22 protein-coding genes are annotated in these 17,313 nt (G+C 61.7%); 12 read left to right on the forward strand and 10 right to left on the reverse strand.

The window, feature by feature from the left end:
• Positions 1-278, reverse strand: a 278-nt coding sequence (locus tag FHS94_RS18790; RefSeq protein ID WP_184060795.1) for an alpha-hydroxy-acid oxidizing protein, incomplete at its 3' end; no start/stop codon positions are given.
• Between the two features lie 195 nt (positions 279-473).
• Here FHS94_RS18790 and FHS94_RS18795 point away from each other — a divergent pair.
• The 4 genes from FHS94_RS18795 to FHS94_RS18810 are packed head-to-tail and all read left to right on the forward strand — an operon-like array spanning position 474 to position 3,464.
• Positions 474-1,448: an aldo/keto reductase gene (locus FHS94_RS18795; protein ID WP_184060797.1), complete on the forward strand. Its 975-nt coding sequence runs from the start codon at positions 474-476 to the stop codon at positions 1,446-1,448.
• A 9-nt stretch (positions 1,449-1,457) separates the two neighbouring features.
• Complete coding sequence (locus FHS94_RS18800) at positions 1,458-2,300, forward strand: SDR family NAD(P)-dependent oxidoreductase (RefSeq protein ID WP_184060799.1); 843 nt, start codon at positions 1,458-1,460, stop codon at positions 2,298-2,300.
• Positions 2,297-3,157 (forward strand): NAD(P)-binding domain-containing protein, encoded by an 861-nt coding sequence (locus tag FHS94_RS18805; RefSeq protein WP_184060801.1) that lies wholly within the window; start codon positions 2,297-2,299, stop codon positions 3,155-3,157. Before FHS94_RS18800 ends, FHS94_RS18805 begins: the two co-directional genes overlap by 4 nt.
• Before the next feature lie 46 nt (positions 3,158-3,203).
• Positions 3,204-3,464 carry a hypothetical protein gene (locus FHS94_RS18810; protein ID WP_184060802.1) on the forward strand — a complete coding sequence of 87 codons (261 nt, stop codon included), beginning with the start codon at positions 3,204-3,206 and terminating at the stop codon, positions 3,462-3,464.
• A gap of 68 nt (positions 3,465-3,532) precedes the next feature.
• Here the strand turns inward: FHS94_RS18810 and FHS94_RS18815 are convergent, their stop codons facing one another.
• The gene (locus tag FHS94_RS18815; RefSeq protein ID WP_184060804.1) at positions 3,533-4,282 is read right to left on the reverse strand and encodes an SDR family NAD(P)-dependent oxidoreductase; all 750 of its coding nucleotides are present in this window, start codon (positions 4,280-4,282) and stop codon (positions 3,533-3,535) included.
• Between the two features lie 588 nt (positions 4,283-4,870).
• Positions 4,871-5,422, reverse strand: a complete 552-nt coding sequence (locus FHS94_RS19855) for a YHYH domain-containing protein (RefSeq protein ID WP_343055365.1) — start codon at positions 5,420-5,422, stop codon at positions 4,871-4,873.
• A gap of 99 nt (positions 5,423-5,521) precedes the next feature.
• On the opposite strand from FHS94_RS19855, the gene FHS94_RS18825 reads away from it, so the two are divergent.
• The 3 genes from FHS94_RS18825 (at position 5,522) to FHS94_RS18835 (ending at position 7,146) form a co-directional block, all read left to right on the forward strand.
• Positions 5,522-5,866 carry a hypothetical protein gene (locus FHS94_RS18825; protein WP_246349106.1) on the forward strand — a complete coding sequence of 115 codons (345 nt, stop codon included), beginning with the start codon at positions 5,522-5,524 and terminating at the stop codon, positions 5,864-5,866.
• Between the two features lie 15 nt (positions 5,867-5,881).
• Positions 5,882-6,472 carry a hypothetical protein gene (locus tag FHS94_RS18830; RefSeq protein ID WP_184060808.1) on the forward strand — a complete coding sequence of 197 codons (591 nt, stop codon included), beginning with the start codon at positions 5,882-5,884 and terminating at the stop codon, positions 6,470-6,472.
• A 311-nt stretch (positions 6,473-6,783) separates the two neighbouring features.
• A complete protein-coding gene (locus FHS94_RS18835) occupies positions 6,784-7,146 on the forward strand; it encodes a hypothetical protein (RefSeq protein WP_184060810.1) in 363 nt (120 codons plus the stop codon).
• A gap of 36 nt (positions 7,147-7,182) precedes the next feature.
• Here FHS94_RS18835 and FHS94_RS18840 read toward each other — a convergent pair whose 3' ends face one another.
• From FHS94_RS18840 to FHS94_RS18850, 3 genes are all read right to left on the reverse strand, one after another.
• Entirely contained in the window at positions 7,183-7,965 is a 783-nt protein-coding gene (locus FHS94_RS18840) for an SOS response-associated peptidase (RefSeq protein WP_221234909.1), read from the reverse strand.
• A 509-nt stretch (positions 7,966-8,474) separates the two neighbouring features.
• A complete protein-coding gene (locus tag FHS94_RS18845; RefSeq protein WP_221234910.1) occupies positions 8,475-9,164 on the reverse strand; it encodes an outer membrane protein in 690 nt (229 codons plus the stop codon).
• Positions 9,165-9,421: 257 nt separating this feature from the next.
• On the reverse strand, positions 9,422-9,661 hold the full coding sequence (locus FHS94_RS18850) for a hypothetical protein (RefSeq protein ID WP_184060816.1): 240 nt from the start codon (positions 9,659-9,661) through the stop codon (positions 9,422-9,424).
• A 144-nt stretch (positions 9,662-9,805) separates the two neighbouring features.
• Between FHS94_RS18850 and FHS94_RS18855 the strand changes: the two genes are divergently transcribed.
• The 4 genes from FHS94_RS18855 to FHS94_RS18870 all read left to right on the forward strand — a co-directional run bounded on the left by FHS94_RS18855 (position 9,806) and on the right by FHS94_RS18870 (position 12,724).
• Entirely contained in the window at positions 9,806-10,078 is a 273-nt protein-coding gene (locus FHS94_RS18855; protein ID WP_184060818.1) for a DUF6894 family protein, read from the forward strand.
• 934 nt (positions 10,079-11,012) lie between these two features.
• A complete protein-coding gene (locus FHS94_RS18860; RefSeq protein ID WP_184060820.1) occupies positions 11,013-11,183 on the forward strand; it encodes a hypothetical protein in 171 nt (56 codons plus the stop codon).
• 482 nt (positions 11,184-11,665) lie between these two features.
• Positions 11,666-11,872: a hypothetical protein gene (locus FHS94_RS18865; protein WP_184060822.1), complete on the forward strand. Its 207-nt coding sequence runs from the start codon at positions 11,666-11,668 to the stop codon at positions 11,870-11,872.
• A gap of 663 nt (positions 11,873-12,535) precedes the next feature.
• Positions 12,536-12,724, forward strand: coding sequence for a hypothetical protein (locus FHS94_RS18870; RefSeq protein ID WP_184060824.1), 189 nt, complete (start codon positions 12,536-12,538; stop codon positions 12,722-12,724).
• On the opposite strand, the gene FHS94_RS18875 is transcribed toward FHS94_RS18870, so the two are convergent.
• Positions 12,721-12,975, reverse strand: a complete 255-nt coding sequence (locus FHS94_RS18875; RefSeq protein ID WP_184060826.1) for a hypothetical protein — start codon at positions 12,973-12,975, stop codon at positions 12,721-12,723. The genes FHS94_RS18870 and FHS94_RS18875 overlap by 4 nt on opposite strands.
• A 387-nt stretch (positions 12,976-13,362) precedes the next feature.
• Between FHS94_RS18875 and FHS94_RS19860 the strand changes: the two genes are divergently transcribed.
• Positions 13,363-14,001 carry a Crp/Fnr family transcriptional regulator gene (locus FHS94_RS19860; RefSeq protein WP_343055367.1) on the forward strand — a complete coding sequence of 213 codons (639 nt, stop codon included), beginning with the start codon at positions 13,363-13,365 and terminating at the stop codon, positions 13,999-14,001.
• A 109-nt stretch (positions 14,002-14,110) separates the two neighbouring features.
• Here FHS94_RS19860 and FHS94_RS19995 read toward each other — a convergent pair whose 3' ends face one another.
• The 3 genes from FHS94_RS19995 to FHS94_RS19270 form a co-directional block, all read right to left on the reverse strand.
• Entirely contained in the window at positions 14,111-14,350 is a 240-nt protein-coding gene (locus tag FHS94_RS19995) for a DUF6894 family protein (RefSeq protein WP_425506204.1), read from the reverse strand.
• 448 nt (positions 14,351-14,798) lie between these two features.
• Positions 14,799-15,125: a hypothetical protein gene (locus FHS94_RS18885; protein ID WP_184060831.1), complete on the reverse strand. Its 327-nt coding sequence runs from the start codon at positions 15,123-15,125 to the stop codon at positions 14,799-14,801.
• A gap of 1,688 nt (positions 15,126-16,813) precedes the next feature.
• Positions 16,814-17,182 carry a hypothetical protein gene (locus FHS94_RS19270; RefSeq protein WP_221234911.1) on the reverse strand — a complete coding sequence of 123 codons (369 nt, stop codon included), beginning with the start codon at positions 17,180-17,182 and terminating at the stop codon, positions 16,814-16,816.
• Positions 17,183-17,313 lie beyond the last annotated feature (131 nt).

Raw genomic sequence — 17,313 nt, forward strand, 5'->3', positions numbered from 1 at the left:
GCCTGCACCTCGCCGCGACGAGCGTTCATGCCCGCAAGCCCGATCGGCGCGAGCGCCACCGGCAGCGCCATCTTGCGCCCGAACAGCTCGGTGGACGGGTCCAGCGTGCCGATGTCGCGCAGCACCCGCTGGCGCAGTTGCACCTCGCGCAGGTCGGACAGGTTCCGGCCCAGCGTCGTCTCGCTGTACGATCCCCCGTCGATATACTCGAACAGGAACGGCGGAAGGCGTCGGCGCGCCAGTTCGCGGAAGTCTTCGGTCGAGGCGACGATGCTCATGACGGGGCTCGCTTACAGAGATTTCACCGGGACGCCATCGCCCACCCACATCGCCGCGTGCGCCTTCGGTCGCTCGCCCGTGGTGAGCAACGCCATGCCGAGGAAAGAACCTCAACGGAGCAGCCGCCTGGAACGTTGGCGCGAGTGACGCGGTTAACGAGCAAGCGTCTGCGATTGCGACACAAGGATCCCGCCATGCCTCACTTCGCCCCTCCCGGTCCGCTTGGCTTCGGGGGCGCTCCGCTTGGCAATATGTTCGAGGAGGTGGACGATGCGACCGCAGAGGCGGCGCTTGCCGCTGCCTGGGACACCGGCGTCCGCTATTTCGACACCGCTCCCCATTATGGCAGCGGGCTGTCGGAGCACCGTTTCGGCACCATATTGCGGCGCTACCCCCGCGAGGATTTCGTCCTCTCGACCAAGGTCGGCCGCCTGCTCCGCCCCGATGCCAGCCGGCCGGACAACCCTCCCTTCAAGAACGGCCTGCCTTTCAGGGTGGAGATCGACTATTCCTATGACGCAACGGTCCGCTCGGTTGAGGATAGCTGCCAGCGGCTGGGCCTCGCGCAGATCGACATCGCCTTCGTCCATGACCTGGCCGCCGATCACCTGGGCGAGGAATGGACCGAGCAGTTCGAGCTCGCACGCACCGGGGCGCTCCGCGCGCTGACCGACCTGCGCGACCAAGGCGTGATCAAGGGGTGGGGGCTGGGGGTGAACCTGACCGAGCCGTGCATCCGGGCGCTGGAAGAAGCCGACCCGGACGTGTTCCTGCTCGCCGGACGCTACAGCCTGCTCGACCAGCCTGCACTCGACCAGCTCTTTCCCATGTGCGCGGAGCGGGGTGTCCGTGTTGTCGTGGGCGGCCCCTACAATTCCGGCCTGCTCGCAGGGGGTCGCAACTTCGACTACCAGGAAGCACCGCCCGAGATGGTCGCCAAGCGCGACAAGATCCTGGCGATCTGTGAACGACATGGCGCGGACATTCGCGCGGCGGCACTTCAGTTCTGCGCCGCGCACCCGGTGGTCGCCGCCATCATCCCTGGCGCGAAGAGAGCGGAGAAGGTTGAGGACAATGCCCGACTGATGACCGCCACTGTCCCTGCCGCGGTGTGGCAGGAACTGCGCGACGCTTCGCTGATTTCGGCTGATGCGCCGGTCCCGAACTAAGGACGGATCATGGCAAATCACCCAGCCATCGCGTCGGGGCGCGTCGCAGTTGTTACCGGCGGCGCAAGCGGCATAGGCTTGGCCGCAGCCGAGCGGTTCGGCGCGGCTGGAATGACGTTGCTGCTCGCCGACATCGACGACGAAGCACTCGGCCTTGCCGCCGACCGTCTCCGGAACGCGGGAGCGCCGGTTACGACGGTTCGCCTGGACGTCAGCAGCCCTGCCGAACTCGCGCGTCTGAAGGGATCGGCCGATGCGCTTGGTCCAGTGTCGCTGTTGATGAACAATGCGGGGCGCGAGGGCGGCGGCGGTATCCTCGCCGGCGCTGACATCTGGGAGCGCACGATCGCGACCAACCTGATGGGCGCGGTTTATGGCGTGCAGCAGTTTCTGCCAGCGATGCTGAAAGCGGACTGGCCATGCGCAATCGTCAATACCGGGTCCAAGCAAGGCATCACCCTGCCCCCCGGCGACACGGCCTACAATGTCAGCAAGGCAGGCCTGAAGGCGTTCACCGAAAGTTTGGCGCATGAACTGCTACCCACCGGCGGCAGGGTAAGCGCGCACCTGCTAATCCCCGGCTTCACCTTTACCGGTTTTACGAGGCGGCGCGGAGCGATGGAGCAGCCAACGGCGGCCTGGAGCGCTGGCCAGGTCGCCGACTTCATGCTGGACGGAATGGCGCGCGGCGACTTCTACATTCTGTGCCCGGACAACGACGTCACCCGCACGATGGACGAACGCCGTATCGCCTGGGCGGCGGGCGACATCATCCATAACCGCCCTGCCCTGTCGCGCTGGCATCCCGATTACGCGCAGGACTTCGCACAATTCATGGAGAAATCATCGTGAAAGTCGGCTTTGTCGGGTTGGGTCAGATGGGCAGCGCCATGGCGGCCAACCTGATCAAGGCGGGCCACGAGGTCACGGTGTGGAACCGCTCGCCCGACAAGACAGCCGCATTGGCCGAGCAGGGTGCAACTATGGCCCAACGCCCGGTCGACGCCGCCCAGGGCGACGTCGTGATGACCATGCTCGCCGATGATCGCGCAGTGGAGGCGGTGGTATTCGGGGACGGCGGGATCGGCCAGGGATCTGCGCTGCACATCGGCCATAGCACAATCAGCGTGGCGCTGGCCGATCGGCTTGCCGGGAGTTCCGGTCCCGGCGGCTATGTTTCCGCACCTGTTTTCGGCCGCCCGCCAGCGGCCGCCGCAGGCAAGCTGTTCGTCGTTGCAGCCGGAGAAAGCGCAGCAATCGACCGAGGCGAGCCACTGTTCACGGCAATCGGCCAGCGCCTGTTTCGGGTCGGGGACCGCCCCGCGTCGGCTAACCTCGTCAAGCTCAGCGGAAACTTCATGATCATGGCTGCGGTGGAAGCGATGGCGGAGGCAATGACGCTTGCCGAAAAGGGCGGTGTTGACCGGCGGACATTACTCGAAGTCCTGACAGGCACGCTGTTCAACGCGCCCATCCATCAGACATACGGCGAGATCCTGGTCGAGGATCGCTTTCGACCGGCTGGCTTCACCGCCCCGCTCGGCCTGAAGGACATGACGCTGGCCGACGCGGCCGCGACCGCCTATGGCGCGCCGATGCCGCTGCTGGGCATCGTCCGCGACCACCTGCGCAGCGTCATCGCCACGGAAGGTGAGGACATCGACTGGGCGGGCGTTGCGCTGGCCGTCAGGCGGGGCGCAAGCGTCTGAACCGGGTGCGATCGTAACACCCCCGCAACCGGTACAGCCCCGCCCCATGGCTAAGAGAAAACGCTTCCTGACCGCGACGATGCCGGACGGCTATGTGAAGACGATCGGCCCGACATCGGCACCGTTGACTCACTATTGGCGAATCGTCGCCTATCTGAGCGATGGCCAGACCGAGGTGTTCTGGGGCCACGCGAAGTCGCTGAAAGAGGCAAGTGGCAAGAAGGCAGCGGCGCAGGATGCCGCACGGCAGCGGGGTTGGAAGCGGTATAGCTTTGAAACGGTCGAGCTGACCGAGAGCTTCAGCTAGGTCCCCACAGGGCCGTGGCAATCGCGGCAATGCCGGCACAGACGCGATCCGTCTGCGCCGGCGTTGGGCTACAGGTTGGCGCCGCCGCTGACCTCAATTGATCGCCCGTCCACCCAGCGCGATTGATCGGACGCCAGGAACAATACCGCATCGGCGATGTCGTCGGGCCGGCCGATACGCTTCAGAGCTTGAAGGGCCTTGATGTAGTCGCGGCCTTCCTCGGTCCCAAGGAACACCTGTGCCATGTCCGTGTCGATCGCACCCGGAGCGATCGCGTTCACCCGGATGCCGCGAGGTCCAAGTTCCTTCGCCAGGTTGCGGGTCAGCACTTCAACCGCGCCCTTGGTGGCCGAATAGATCGACGTTCCGTCAAAGGCCGCGCGGGCGACGACCGAGGACAGGAACACGACGCTGCTCCCTTCGCTCAGAAGCGGCAGGAGTTGCTGTACCAGGAAGAACGGAGCGCGCACGTTCACGGCGAAGTGGCGATCAAAGGACTCAACCGTCTGGTCTTCGATGGTGGCCAGATCGGCGATGCCGGCATTCAGCACCAGCGCGTGCAGTTGGTTGATGCCGAGCTCTCGAACCGCTGCCGCAAGCTGGTGTGCGCCGTCAGGGGCGGACAGGTCTGCCCCGAGCGCGTCCGCTGCGCCGCCCTTGGCACGAATGTCGCGAACCAGCTCGTCAGCCGCATCTCGGCTGGAGCTATAATGGACGAGGACGCGGGCGCCCCGCTCGGCAAGGCGCGCGGCCGATGCGCGTCCGAGGCCACGCGAAGCACCAGTCACAAGAGCGACGCTGCCGTTCAAATCTGTCATTACGGGTCTCCATTGAGGAGACTGCGAAATAGGCGGCGGGCCTGATCCCCCAATCAGCGCTTTCTATACCGGTTGGTACGAAAACTTTCGCTTGCACGATATCAGCCACTTAGGGGCGCCGAACTGCCCCAACCGTTGGCGATTGCCGCTCGAATTTCATGATGAAAGCTGGCGCACCCGACATGACTATAACTCGCTGACCGTCGCTGTTCGCCGTTGTCCGCCTGCACCGAGATGTTCCCGATTAATTCACGTTCCGCGTTCCGCAGTCAGTCGTCCGCTCCCGTTGAACGCCGGTGGCGTTGCTCTGACCCATCACAACGAGAACATCGAGATCGGCAATCGCGCTCGTAGGAGAAGGAGAAGGCGAAGGAGAAGGCGAAGGAGAAGGCGTGGGCGCGGCCAAGACTGGCGCTGCGCTTGGGGCTGCCGTTGCCACTTGCACTGACCCGGTCTTGTCCGTTGTGCCGCCACCGCAACCCGCGAGCGAGCACAAAGCAAGCCCCACCCCAAACCGATTTACCCGCACGTAGGTTTTGCCCCCGCCCCCGCGGAACGGCCACTATCGCAAGAGTTGCTTAGCCTGGCTTAATTATCTGGCCCCGGCTGCGCGCCTGATGTCCCATGGTGCGACGGCAGCCTGCCTCTCAGGATGTCGGTCGACCCACGCCTGCCCGTTCCGATCGCGACGAGACGAGTGCTGTAGCCGGCATGACCGGCTCGCAACGGAGCGGCCCCCGCCGCTCGGGCCTCGGCGCAATTGCGAAAAGCCGTACCCGGACCTGCGCCGGATAGCGGAGCGCGGGCGACCAGACCCAAAACGGGCGAGCCAGCGCTGCGGTGACAGTGATAACCGCCGTTCTTCCGGTCGCGGTGGCAGCCATTCTTGTCCAGGCCGCCTGAATGAGCGTGGGCTGACGACATAGGCGAGATCGCCATAAGGGCACCAACTATAATTGGCAGCGAAAATACTCTCATGACGGCAAAGGGCAGCTTACCACGCTGGGAGCGTACGGCTAGTTCATTGCCTCCAGATTGATGGTAACAAGCTCCTTGACTGCGAAAGACTTCTGAGGTGATCTCTCGCGCGTCTTGGCTGGGGGCAGCTGAGTCGGAACGGCGGTGTTGTCTGTCTGACATCCCGCAAAGGGGGCATGCTTGACTAAGAAGGCTATCCTAGCGTGTGCTCTTGCGTGCGCTGCGTTGAGCGCGCACGCGAAAGATCGTGACGCGCCTAACATGCTCACCAATGGCATGGTGAACTTGACTGTGAAGGTTGGCGAAACAAGCCAAGCTCAGCTGCTGGAGACGTTCGGCGCTCCGAACATCACTACAATAGACGGCAACGGCCAGGAAGTCTGGGTCTACGATCGTCAAGCGACGGTTGATAGCTCTTCTTCTTCCGGTTTCTCGATCGGCATGCTGCTCGGTGCAGGCGGTGATGGCATCGCAGGCGGCAGTGGGCTTGGGTTTGGCAAGCGTAAGTCACGCACCGAGAGTTCGAGCCGAACCATGACACTGATCATCAAGTTCGATGCCCGAAAGGTCGTTAGCGACTTCAAGAGCCGTAGCAGCTCGTTCTAATAACAGGGGGAAGGTATGAAGAAGTTTGTTGTTGCGGCCTTGATCGCAGCGTCTCTGCCCGGTGTTGCTGTTGCAAAGAAGAAGCAGGTGAGCAGCCTTGAGCTTCAGCAGATCCAATCCCGTGAGTTCGAGACCTCCAAGGACGTCGCGTTTGCCGCGGTCATGACGGTGCTTCAGGACTCCGGTTACCGGATCGGTTCTGCCGACCGAGACACCGGTCTGATCACCGGCGCCGCGTCAAGCAAGACGCACATGACGTGGATGCCCTTCGTTGGGATCGGAAAATCGAAGAAGACGCCGGTTGTCTCGGCCTACATTGAAGACAGGGGCCCGGCTTCAGCGCGAGTTCGACTGAACTTCGTCATGACCAAGAACAGCGCCAATCAGTTTGGCGGCTCGGCCGACGAGGAACCAATCGTTGAACCGACTGTGTACCAGGACGCGTTCGAGAAGGTAGGCAAGGAGCTGTTCGTCAGGCAGGCTCTGAAGACTGCACCTGCACCTGTTCCGGGAAGCGCTGTCGTCCCCACGCCGGTAGCTGCGCCTGTCGCGGCAGTTCCGGTTGTCCCGGTAGCCTCACCTGCCGCGGTGAACACGGTTCACTGACGACCGTGGCCGGCATGTGGATCAAGCATGCCGGCCCTATGACGGAACGACGCGCGTCCGGCTCTGCAGGTTTCAAACTGAGAATAAAGGCCTGTCGCGCCGCCTGCAGCACTAGTCGGGATCACGCCGGCTCGACGTCCGGCGATCCGCATTTGGCGTAATAACCGTTAGCGTGCCAGCATTCGCCTCTGGCAATCATCAAAGGCACGCACGCGATAGAGCTAATCTAAAGCAAGTTGCAGTCACGCTCGGGACGGGTGCGTCACTCGCCTTCATAGCTGCTTCATTCAATCTAGGTTATCTCGCCAGGCATGTTCGAGCGGTTCAATGCCTTTTCCTGTGCCGTGTCCGAGCGAACGGTCGCGATCTTCGCCGACAGCAGGATGGTCGTGCTGTTCGTCGCTCTCTCGATAGCCAGCGCGGTTTTCACGATCGCGGCCCGCACTGAGCTAGCGCTGACGCTCTTCCTTTCCATTCTTGCCCTCGCGATCACCTCCGCGATCCTTTACGTTGGTGAAACTCGTGAGGCAGTCGCGCGCCGTCGCGACGAGGCGATGCACGCTAAGCTCGATAGCCTTCTGCGTGGCGTTGAGGATGCTGACGACCGTCTTGCGGGAAGCGAACAACGGCTTGAGCAGGCCCTAGATCGCGGCCAAGCTCCAGCAGCTGATTGAGGCTGCAGCGGCATGAAGCTGCGCCGCCCCTCCGTGCTAGAGATCGAGGCTGGGCTGGTCGGCCTGCTGATCGCCTTCGGAGTCCTGTTCACCCTCGCCGATTACGGCCCGTGGATCTTGCGCCTGCTGCCCTGACATCAATTGCGACGGAAATGGCCGGGGGTGCGCCACCGCCTGGTCGAACGAGCACGTCAGCCAGCTTTCCTCATCTTCCTCGTCCAGCAGCACTGGCATGGCTTTCGGATGGATCGGCGCAACCAGCGGGTTGGGCTCGGTTGTCAGGAACGCGAACACCGGGCCACTCTCCGTTGGCCGCCACACGCCTGCAAAGCTGACGATGGGTCGGCTGGGCACGTCGAACCAAAACAGCGGGCGCCTACCGGCGGGACCCGGGCCATACTCGCTGAAGCTGGTGAACGGGACGAGGCAGCGCCGCTCGGGGTTGGCCATGGCCGTCTTCCAAAATGGCGAGGTGTAGTTCGGCACATTCGTGACTTTGGTGTCGAGCAGCACCGGCTTTCCCGTTGCCTTGTCGATCTTCTTACCGGGCACTTTGCGCGGAAACCCCCATGCCATGGTGTCGAGCTGCAGCCCTGCCGAGCCTTGGCGCACAACCCACGCCGGGCGGTCGGGAAACAGCTCGGGCGGCGGTAACGTCGCGTCCTCCGGGTAGATCGGCTCGACCCCATACCGGGCGGCAAGCTCGGCCTGCTTGGCAGTCATGCGGAAGCGGTTGCACATGAAAGCAGGGTACCGTTCGGGAAGCCGGTTACAACTGCCATAGCGACGGCCGGAGACGTCCCCCTTCAGGACGCGCATGGATCGCTAGCACCCGGCCATCGCCCCTGCCCTGCCGCGTCTCGGTTCGGGACGATCCATTAGTTTGAACTGGAACTCAGGCCACGAGCGCAAGTTACTTCAAGACTCGGTGTTCTGTTCGGACCTTTGCGACGCCGAGCGCCTTCCGCCCTGCTCAGAGCGCTCTCAAGCATCGAGCAGGGCGGACCTATGCTGATGTGGGGCGCAATGCGGCGCGGCTTAGGCCTTCACAAAGGTGACAATAGGCCGGTGGCTCATGGCCATGTCGCGCCCACCCCGGCCGTCACACGTTCTCGATCGACGTCCCGTCCTGCGCCGGAAATGCACGTCGCCGGTCACGTAGCGGCTCGATCTCTTCGGCGCGGTCGCCATTATGTTTGGCTGCAGGCGGTGGCCAGCTGCCCGTAGCTTCACGCTGACGCTCTCAAAACAGCTAACCTTCCGACTTCGCGGCATGCGGCGTCGTGCTGACCGGCCCATCTCAAGACCAGATTTGGCGCTCGGCGCCTTTAGAAGCCGAAGCGCAGGCCGGCTTCAATGCCGTGTGATCTGAGTCCCCGAACACGGACCGACCCGACGAGTGGCGCACTCAGATCAGCGCTTGGGGTCGCGAAATAGCGATAGCCGAACGACGCCGTGACGTGGTCCGTGACAGGACCGCTCAGCCCTGCCATTGCCTGATAGGCGAAGACGGTTTTGCTGCCGGATACGGTGCCAATACTCAGGGGGAGCGCGCTCACCGGAAGACCGACGGCGCCAACATCTCGGGCCCGAAAACGAGACACACCCACGCCGCCACCGAGGTAAGGGCGTATTGCACCGAGGCCGAGAGACGGTTCAAGGTACAAGTTGGCCATCCCACTCAAGGCCGACACACGGCCTCTGCCAACTGCACGAAGTCCAAAGCCAGTGGCGCTGTTGATCGAGGCGCGACGGTAGCTCCCTTCCAGCTCACCACGGAACGGCCCGACCCGCCCGCCTATCGCGGCAAGCCCCATAAAGCCGTCGTCGAGCTTGGCAGAGACACCTGCATTCGTGCGAAGACGCTCGCTCAGAACCAAGCCACCACCCACGGCAACGTAGATGCCGCTGCCCTCGGATGGGGCGGCGTCCGCCGCGGAACGATCATCTGATGTGCCGGTCGACGTGGCCTGGGCGTATGCGGGCATTGCAGACGCGAGACACAACACACCCAACAAGGCGCGAACTGAGTTTCTTATGATTGGCGTTCCTTGTCTAAGCTGCGCAAGCAGTAACGAACCGCATCACGTCGCGCCTTAACCTAAGTCGCCGCAAATTACTGATGTACGTCAACGAGAGATATGCAGCGGCATGGAAGTAATATGTTCTTCCCGAAGCGTTCAGGTCGAACTCAAGCGAGGGAATCATCCATGATCATCGTAAAAGCTATGCTTGCTGCCGCAGCCGTTATTGGAATGACCGCTGGTGTCGTAGCTCAAACAAGTGGCGGCACGTCATCGGGCGGGCAGTCGGGATCCTCCACTGGCATGAGCAGCGGGTCGGGCGGATCGGGCGCGAGCGCAACGAGCAGCCGGCACTCGGGCGCAAGGAAGCACTCGACCAAGAGCCGCGGGAAGTCTGCCACACGATCGGGCGGTTCGAACGGAACCAGCGGCGGCTCATCCAGCTCTTCGGGAATGTCCGGCGGCTCCAGCAGCTCCGGCTCTTCTGGCACAGGAACCTCGGGCGGCACTGGCGGGACGAGCGGCAGCCAGCAATAAGCCAAGAGTGATGCGTGCCGGAGGCACATCGCTGGCTGCGGTGCCTCCGGTGGGCACCAGTGCACGCCTGCCCGCGCTTTGATGCGTGAAAAGAACCGATGCTGTGCTTCTTCAATCTTGCGGGCGCCGTCTACGACCCTGACGTGGTGGGGCTCGAGCTGCCGACGCTTGAAGCCGCCCGCCTTGAAGCCGCGCGCTACATTGGCGAGTTGATCCGCTTCAAACCGGACCTGGTGTGGGCTGGTGAAGAAGTCCGCGTCGAGGTGACGGACGAACGCCAGCTGGTGCTGTTCACCATCGCGGTCTTCGGTGTCGATGCGCCAGCACTTCCGGCAGAGCCGCCGAGCTTCAGGCCGGTGCCGCAGGTCTGAACCTGTCGCGCGTGAGAGCGAGGCAGTTAAAGGTCAGCCCGATCTCCCGGACGTGCCTTGCCCAGGTCCTTTCCACGCGCACGATACCGGGCAAGCCGCCTGGCAGCGCTCAACCCGCCAAGAGCCAGCAATAGCACGATTAGAATGCAGACGATTGTGAAGGATGTAGGCATCTACGATCTCATTGCAGTCCAGGTGGAAGAGACACCTGACCTGTGGGGGCGTCGTTGTCGCTGTATAGATTGGCGCCAGCCGCCGGGTGACTTCCGGCGTTTCCGAGCCGTCCGTCCAAGGCTTCCCGCTTTCCACGTAGGTCTGCTCTGGGTCCGCCATGGTGCGTTCTGTCAGCGAACGCCGTTCGGATCAGTTTACCGACGCTGCGGCCGCGTCTCGCAGCAGCCGAAACCTAGCTAGGCGCCGGTCCGCCAAGTCGCTGTGAAGATCACGGGACGCTCGGCTGGCTGCGTGGGTTGCCCGTGTCCGCTCCTGGAAGCAACGGCCGGCATGGTACTCGATCTCGTCTGGCATAGTCTCACCGCATTGAGCGGGGGCCTTCCAGATACCCCCGGGCGCTGACCTGCTCTTGCGATGTCGGCGATGCGTCTTCTTACACGACTTTAGCTCCACGGCGCTTGATGCAGATTGACCGCATGCGAGCGAGCGTGGCCATTTCCGTGGCTGAACACTATATTATCACGTGAAGCCTGCTGGCCGTCAGCCGTAGGCTGTGCACTTGGTCAGTACGTCCTGCGGAGCAACTGCGGTGACCTTGGTTGGCCGAGATCGGGGTCGAGGGAAAACCGGGATCGGCTTCTACGGTTTGCCTGCGCGAAGGCCGATTGAGAGCGGCCAGCATGAAAATCATCAACGCATATCAACATTTCTCGATCGCAATGGGCGTACCTTACCTCTTCGCACAGCAAGGGGACCTACCATGGACGACCCTGAACTAGCCTACTACCGGGCCCGCGAAGCAAAGGCGCGCCAGCAAGCCGCGCTAGCAACGAATCCTGAGATCAGGGTGATCCACCTGCGGCTGGCTGAGGGCTACGGGAAAAAGGTGCAGATGCTAACGCGTCCACACCCCGTTTTGCGCGCAGTCTGAATGACCTCCGCGCGAAGCGACGCCGCCAGCGCCGGGACGAGTGCGCGGTAGAAACATCGAAGTACAGCGGCTTCTGCCGGCAATCTTGCCACGCTTTGGAATGAGAGCCTATCAATCGTGCGAAGCCTTAACCTCGTTGAAGATTCTCCCGCTGGTGAGCCTACGCCGTCATAATGGTGGGCAAGCAAGCAACGGTGGAACGAGCATACGAAATTGCTCGATATGGTAGCTGCCAGTCGGTTGCTGAATTGAAACGCCAGCTAGAAACCGAGCGTTATCCGTCCGTGGGCGTCTACCTGTCCGGTCCGTCAACGGCCCTCGAATTGCAGGACCTAATTGACGCTCGCTTGATGAGGGCCTGAAGATTGCAAGCTGCCGAGGTTTGTAGACTAAGCGATGTTTGCGTCCAGCCATACTCAATTAAAGCTCTATCCACCATCCAGGTTATTGCTTGTGCTTGGTGAACGCCTACCACGGAGACCATGTCTCCGCTCCCTGCTGCCCTTGAACGACTGCGCCGCTATCGGGCCACGCTGGAGGTTGGCGAGGTTATCAACGCTGGTGTCGGCCTTACCGCTGACGATCTCAGTATCGTGATTGAAGCGCTTGAGGCTGCTGAAAGCACGATCCCTAAGATCAACACGGCGAGCATGAGTGAGTTTGTCGGCCGCGGATATCAGAATGAGTGATCATGAGAGAGCTGTGCAGCCCAATACTGGATGGCGCAGACAGCGATAAACTCGGAGCTGGTTATCGGTCACTTTGCGGAGCTACGTCGTGCATAACCTGAGCGCTACTGAGCGGGCCCTTCAACTGGCAAAGTCAGGAACCGAGCGATCGGTTGAAGACATCCGCCGTACGCTGAAGAAGGAAGGTTGCGACGGAGTTGACGCTTATCTGTATAGTGAAAGCTTTAGGAAACAGCTTAAGACAGCAATTGACGAGCGCCTCGGAAAAGCTCCAATCTGATGTTCCGCGACCCTGATTTTAATGGCGGCGAACGCGTGTGGGGCCGCAACGGATCACCTGGCAGCCGGCGTGGCTCTCGGGGCCGCTTTCGGCCTCGTGTTAGCACGGTTGCGGGTGCCGGCTTGACGGAGCTTCCGGCCTGACATGAACCAGTGCCAGTACCTACGGCGCAGGCGTTACCCTGAGCGGCCCTTGTGGCCAAGCGAAAGCCGAAGGAGCAGCTCCCGTACCCGTACGAGACTCTGCGGGACACGCTGAAGTGTTGGGTATTCGTAGTTCGGATAAGGTCTGCCGCCCATTTCAGGCCACCCGCCAGAATATGTTCACGATAACATTGGACAGTACGCAATTTTCGGGGGACGTTGTTGCCCGGGGGAATCGCGATGCCAACGGGCGATAAGCACCAAGAGGTGCAGGTTCACGAAGCAGGCAGGGCTGCGGCAGGCGAGAACCTGCGGCGAGCTCACCCGCTAGCTGGTGACGGCACCTTCGGCAGCTTTTTGCGATTGCTAGAAGCGATCGAGCCCAGTCAGGCGAGTGAATATGTGCGCGACCCGATCGGCCGCCTTTAGATCTCGACCGGGAAGTCCGGGGCGCCGCGCAGCCGCCTGATCTCTGCGAAGGACAGCATGCGCTTTGCGTCCACGTCAATGAACAAGATTGCTTCGCGCGCGGAATGGACTGCCTCGGCCTCGATTGCCGCGCGCACCATCGCCTCCAGCGATCCGCTGTTTAGGTGAGATACTGCCTGTTCTTCGGAGGGCGCACCTTGCCCATCCCGCCGGCACCATAGGATCGCGGGTTTTTTCCAGAACTCGTTCATATTGATCTCGTAGTCTGCGTCGCGTCATCTCGTAGGCGGCCGTACTTTGGTTAACTAGCCCAAAGTTGAACCTAGATTAGATTACCCACAGGATTGCGACCAACGGTTCGACGTAACTCGCTAAGGCTGGCTGCCCAACACAGCGTGCGCGAACGAAACGCTCGACCTTTCGCTCTGGGAGGGCATCTAGCGTTCGCGAACTATCGCGGAGCATCTCATCGAGATCTGACATGCCTACCAGTGCAGCGAAGATCCTTTTTGGATCTGAATTGTGAATTTCGAACGAGCATGAGAGGCACTCCGTATGGACGCCAGCGAGCTCAAGCACGGGGGTAACGATCTTCTCTTGATCACGCCTGCGCCTAGTCTGGCACGCATGGCGCCGCATTGCCGGCGTGTCACCTGTTAAAGGGAGAAGTGATCAGCGAGGCCGATCAACCGATAGCTGCCGCATTGTTCATCGAAAGCGGGGTGGCGTCGATCGTCAAACCTGGCGAGCAGTACGGCACGGCTATCGGGATTGCGGGCCCCGAAGGGTTCTGCGGAACGCCCCTCGTACTCGGCGGCGAGTATTGGCCGTACAGCACGATCGTCCAAGCAGACCGGGTGACTGGCATCATGATCGAGGCGAGCAGCTTTCGGCAGCTTGTCGCCGAAGACGCGGACCTCCGCAGCGTCCTGTTGCGCTCGATCCAGGTGAAGATGGTGCAACTCGCCGAAGGACTGATCAGCAACGGACAGCAGCGATTATTGCCGCGGCTAGCGCGCTGGCTTCTCATGTACCGCGACCGTGTTGGGTCAGACCAGCTTGCGGTCACGCACGAATACATCGCCGTAATGGTCGGAACCCGTCGGAGCGGCGTCACAGCGGCGCTCCATGAACTCGAGGGAGCCGGCCTGATTCGCTCTTCACGCGGACTTGCGACGATTTTGAACGCTGACGCGCTGCTCGCCCTCGCGGCTGGCGGTTACGGCGTGACGGAGAAGGAGCATGCGAGGCTAATCGAACCCGAAATTTATGTTTGATCACTGGCGGACAGAAAGGCGCGAGTAGGTCGCGCAGTCATGTGGACGGCGATTCTGGAGCGCGAAGAAGTTGCTTTTTGCAGAGTGGATAGCCGCCTCCCATCAGTCGTTAGGGTCGAAGGTCGACAAGATCGCCAAAGCGCACCGTCGAAAGGTGCTCGCCCTCTGTATCTGTAATCTCGATCCGGTGCTGCCGGCACACTGGCTCGCCAGCCAAAATGCTTGCCGCGATCAGCTCTCGCGCGCCCTGAACAGCCTCTCGTAGCGCCAGCTCCAAGTTGGGTAGCTCCCATCCTTCTCTGTCGAGGGCATGGAGATCACTAAGGACGTGGAGATGGTAGCGCGGCATATTTCTGCTCCTGCAGACGGGGCAGCGACAAGTAATACACAGTAACGTACCCGCCGAAACAGATAACCTTCATACCCGGCGGCAGAACGTCTGCCTTTCGTATCGTGCGGCGGCCAAGCTGTGCCGAAGTGGGTCCGCCGGCACCGACGACCTCGATCAGCCCACAGCTATTCCCCTGCGCCTGTGTATACCGTCTAACCTTCGCCCAGCACCCGGCCGATAACAGGTCGGAGCACGGGCGAGGGTACAGGAGAGGACAGCGATGGAACGTGTCGCGCCAGCTATCTTGATCTGCGTTGCAGCCCTGTTCGTTGACTGGTGGATCTTACTACGAGTGATCCGGCCGCGCAGCTGACTTCATTGCGGGATGACAGCGTCGCCCGAGGCCGAGTCCCGTCGTTCCTTGACGCTCCAACCCTGATGCCCGGGAAGTAACCTGACGCGTCCCTCAGTGCGTCTCACCAAGCGACTGAAGCGTCCAGGGCAGCTCCTCACCCGCAGCGAGCTTGGCGGCGATGCCGTTGCTGGCGGTCAACACGTGACGGCGACATAGGTCTGCTGTGTCGCGCCTGTCCTTGGGCGTATGATCCTCGCCTGACGCGGCGACCAGCATGGCAATGGCGTCGCACATGCCGGTGAGCGCCATCTGTAACTCGACCATGCTCTCTTCCGAGCCGCCTGCCCTGCCGGCCTTAACTACCGCGTTCAGGACGTTGATCATGACGCGGGCACGATAGGCTTGGGGCGTGTCGGCGCTAAGTTCTGGCGGGAGCATGGCTTAAGTTCGCAGAAGGCCGGCGGGCCGGCAACCATCGGCCCTAATCGGCTGGCAAAGGGAACGGTTAGCTCTGGATGCAAACCGCCGAAACGCTGCTGATCATCAGCATGGCTTTTGCTCGCAAGCAGCAGCATCGAATGCGAAGTATCGGCGGCCAGTGAGCATATGGGGCGTGTGTTCCCGCCACCACGCAGCGGCGGGTGGATCATGGTCGGCTAGCTGATCGATCGCCGCCTTGGCGTTCACGAGGTACCCGCTCACGAGGAACGTCTTACCAGAGAGAACCGCCCATATTTGGGAAAGCCGGCAGCGTGGCCCCGTAAGCACGCCCAACCCTCGCCACTCACGCTGGCGCTGCGAGGCTAATGGTAATGTCAATCCGGTCCATGCGTCTCTGACCCACTCCGGAGCTTCTCCAATGGGTCGCCGCACGATCCTGATGTTCATCGCGCAATGCTGTCACGCTGAACAAACGTCCGCAACGCAGAACGGAGGGCGGCGGCAATTACCCCGATCTTTGGCCGTTCGCGGACATGGCCGCGTGGGTATTGCTGGGCTATCGGGACGACGCCGACCCTAGAGGAGACGCCGACAAGCTGAGGCCGAGCACGACCAGAGCGGAGCATCTTTTCGCTGCGATCGGATCTGAATGTCTGATTGTGGGGGAAAGCGGAATGGCAGCTCTTGCAACCAAAACGTCGGTAAGGGCCATCTCGCTGCGTTAGCCTAGTCCCGGAAAGCATTGATCCCGGGAATGAGGAAGTTGGCGGAATTGCGGACAACCAGGGTCCTAGCTACGCTCAGCTGATGAGGAATGGGCCCGGCTTTGCTGTCTTGCTGACGTTGGCGGCGCTGACCTACTTTTGCACACGAAGCCCGATCAAGTCAGTTCAGACGTCGGAATGCTGGAGAACAGACGCTTTCAGAGTGCGTATAGCCGGACAGGTTCTGACACTTCCAAAAACCGTCAAACCTGAGCTTAAATACCTGAACAGAGCAGAGTTGGCTTACGTCGAACTTCCCCAACAGCGGTTTTCTATGTGCCAGCGCAAGACTGCTGTCCCGCTAGATGTTCGGTTCGTTGAGATCAAGTCATTACGGCTTGTCGATGAGGAGGGGACTGAGCGTAGTGCATCTGCCTATCTCAGCGCACTCTCCACTCAGAAATCGCAAATGCACTTCCGGTCGATCACTTGGCCCTCCACCCGCGCAGCGTTGGTCACCGACGGAGCACGCATCTCTTGTTCCGATCCACCTGCCGCAAGGGCCACGAAGGTTTGCGAGCTTTCCCCAATATATCTGGGAAACATGGAGATCGCGCTTTTCATATCGGGACCCGGCCAGAGCCAAGAGACAGCAAAGGCCATGCTGAAACCTTTCGACGATCAGCTTTATCAATGGCTTCATTCTTAACGAACGTCCGTGATCGGGAGACCGGATTGCAAGCCTAGACGTCGAGGTGTGGGCGTGAGCGGCCGCCCCACAAACGATCGGGGCTGTTGGAATAGGTTGGACGTCGCGCCGCCTGGCCGTCTCGAAAGTCACGACGTTTCGGCGAGACCCGTGGGCAGGACTCGAATCCGCCAAACAAGCTCTCTGTCGAGACTTGCCCACGCCGACCGTGTCAGGGTCCGTCAATAGGATAGCCGGCCCGCGAACGCCCGCAACTGGTGGAAAGCGGTCGTTTACGCCGAGTAGAACGCTTCAATAATCTGTTGTTCGGACAGCCCCTGCTGCCGCGCCCACAATATGAGATATTCGGCAAGATGCCAGTCCACGGCCTCATCCGGCCTGACGAGGCAGTTGGAGAGCCGGAGGCCGCTTTGCTGATCGACCGCGAGAGGGTGCATCGCTGCCCACATCTCCTGCGCGACCTCGGCACCGCGTGAGCTTTGCTCGCCTCGATCGAAGGTGTCCAACGCTCTCCGTTGGATCTCCGCCTGCAATTGCATATGTCGGTGAAGGGCTCGAACCACCTTGTGGGTCGTCGGCCTAATTGCCCCCGCGTCAATCTCCGCGATGATCGTGTCCGCGTCCAGCGAGCCATCAGCCATATCGTATCGGATAGGCTAAAGTGGAACGGCAGCAAATGGGCGATTGTGTTGAAGAAGTCGGGGTTGGTTCCGAGCCGAGGCTATCGCTGAATGGGCACGGCGCAGCTTCGACCCGGTCAGGCGGGTAGCGG

This window comes from Sphingomonas aerophila (genome assembly GCF_014199305.1).
Lineage (GTDB): Bacteria > Pseudomonadota > Alphaproteobacteria > Sphingomonadales > Sphingomonadaceae > Sphingomonas > Sphingomonas aerophila.